The sequence below is a fragment of the Pseudomonas sp. 2VD genome, from assembly GCF_005503585.1.
GTDB classification, from domain to species: domain Bacteria; phylum Pseudomonadota; class Gammaproteobacteria; order Pseudomonadales; family Pseudomonadaceae; genus Pseudomonas; species Pseudomonas aeruginosa.
Map to the genome: position 1 here is coordinate 1 of NZ_SCND01000572.1, position 2,334 is coordinate 2,334.

Genomic DNA, 2,334 nt, shown 5'->3' on the forward strand with positions numbered 1-2,334 from the left:
CCGCTGGGGCGCGGCTTCCTGGCGCTGCTGCCGGCCATCGTGATCCTCAGCGTCGGCCAGGGCATGACCTGGACCGCCATGTGGGTCAGCGCCGCCAGCGGCGTCGATCCCGCCGAACAGGGCGTCGCCTCGGGGATGGCCTCGATGACCCAGCAGATCGGCGGCGCGCTCGGCCAGGTCGAAGCGCCGACCGCGCTGGCGCCGGGCGTCGGCCGGGATCAGGCGCAGGGCGAGCAGCGCCGCGGCGCCGGCCAGCGGCACGTTGACCAGGAAGATCGAGGCCCAGCCGAACAGCTCGGTGAGCGCGCCGCCGAGCGCCGAACCGAGGGCCAGGCCGAACGCCGAGGCGATGCTCCAGATCGCCAGGGCACGATTGCGCGCCGGGCCCTCGGCGAAGTGATTGCCGATCAGCGCCAGGGTCGCCGGGAACAGCAGCGCGCCACCCAGGCCCTGCACGGCGCGGGCGAGGATCAACGGCAACTCGCTCTGGGCCAGGCCGCCCGCGAGGGAGGCGAGGGCGTACAGGCTTTGCCCGAGGACGTACATGCGGCGCCGGCCGAGCAGGTCGGTGGCGCGCCCGCCGAGCAGGAGGAAGCCGCCGAAGGCCACCGTATAGGCGCTCACCACCCATTGCAGGCGTTGCGCCGAAAAATCCAGCGCCCGACTGATTTCCGGCAGGGCGACGAACACGATGGTGGCGTCGAGGGCGATGATCAGTTGCGCGCAGGCGAGCAGGGCGAGCATCCAGTTGGAAGGGGCGGCACGGTCCGTCACGGCGGGACTCCTGGTCTGGGTTGGGCGCGGCCAGTGTTTCTCATGCTGGAATCGTGATAAATAGCCTCTCCGTCCTTTCACTGATGAAAATAATCATCGATGAGATCGCCATGGACCTGAATGCCGTCAAGTTGCTCGCCCGCGTGGCCGAGACCCGTAGCTTCACCCAGGCCGCCGTTTCCCTCGGTCTGACCCAGTCCGGCCTGTCGCGCGCCATCGGCCGGCTGGAAGCCGAACTCGGCGTGCGTCTGCTGCACCGCACCACCCGCAGCGTCAGCCTGACCCCGGACGGCCAGCTGTTCTACGAGCGCTGCGCACCCTTGCTGGCGGAGCTGGAGGAAGTCGAGAAGTTGCTGGTGGACCGCCAGTGCGCGCCGAGCGGTCCGCTGAAGATCACCACCCCGCAGGCGCTCGGGCGGATCGTGATCATGCCGGCGCTGCGCGAACTGACCCGGCGCTACCCTCAGTTGCAGATCGAGGCGGCGATGACCGATCGCCTGGTCGACCTCACCGAGGAAGGCTTCGACGCCGCCGTGCGTCTCGGCCGGGTCGGCGACGTGCGCCTGATCGCCCGGCCGCTGGCGGCGTTGCGTTGGGTCACGGTGGCGTCGCCGGAATACCTGCGCAGTCACGGCACGCCGGAGCGCCTGGAGCAACTCGCCGGGCACAACTGCCCGACGGTGCGCGACCTGCACACCGGCAAGCTGCTGGAATGGCAGTTCCAGCGCGACGGCCAGCCGCTGAGCCTGGCGGTGCGCGGCGACCTGGTGCTGGACGTGGCCGACGCGCTGGTCGACGCGGCGCTGGTCGGCCAGGGCATCGTCCAGGTGATGGGCTTCATGGCCGAGGAGGCGATCCGCCGGCGTCGACTGGTACGCATCCTCCAGCCCTTCGAACCGCCGCTGTGCCCGGTGTCGCTGATCTACCCGCCGTCGCGGCAGTGCTCGCTGAAGATCGGCGCGCTCTACGAGGAACTGAAGAGCGCGCACTGGTGCGGGGCGCTGACGTACTGACCCGAGGGCGGCAGGGCGGATAACGCCGTGTTCGGACCGGCGGATAGCCGCAAGCGGCTATTCGCCCTACGCGGGGCAAGGCCGGTAGCGGAGCTGGGGAAGATTGTCGGGTAGGGCGAATAACGCCGGAGGCGTTATCCGCCGATACGCCGTGCCTGAACCGGCGGATAGCCGCAAGCGGCTATTCGCCCTACGCGGGGCAAGGCCGGCAGCGGAGCTGGGGAAGATTGTCGGGTGGGGCGAATGACGCCGGAGGCGTTATCCGCCGATACGCCTATTCGCCTGCGTTTATAAGCTCAGAACAAAGCGTTCCAAGCTGGCCCTGCAAATCTCCCGCGCTCATCGCTCATCCCCTGGAAACCATGTTTTCGGGGGGAACCGAACGATGCCGCACCATGCTCCATCCACACGCCTGCCTTCCAGCCTGGCCCTGGCCGCGCTGCTCGCGGCGGCCTACGCCGTGCCGCCGGAGGCAGGTGCGGAGACGCCCGCGCCCGCCGCCAAGGCGCTCACCTTCGACGTCGCCGCCGGCCCGCTGGACCAGGTG

Annotated in this window: 2 protein-coding genes; one reads left to right on the forward strand and one right to left on the reverse strand. The window is 69.7% G+C overall.

The features are described from left to right. Positions 1-744 (reverse strand): MFS transporter (locus tag FFS27_RS31830; protein ID WP_171019275.1); only part of this gene is annotated, 744 nt, incomplete at its 3' end. A gap of 140 nt (positions 745-884) precedes the next feature. On the opposite strand from FFS27_RS31830, the gene FFS27_RS31835 reads away from it, so the two are divergent. Next, the gene (locus tag FFS27_RS31835) at positions 885-1,787 is read left to right on the forward strand and encodes a LysR family transcriptional regulator (protein ID WP_023094081.1); all 903 of its coding nucleotides are present in this window, start codon (positions 885-887) and stop codon (positions 1,785-1,787) included. Positions 1,788-2,334: the final 547 nt, after the last annotated feature.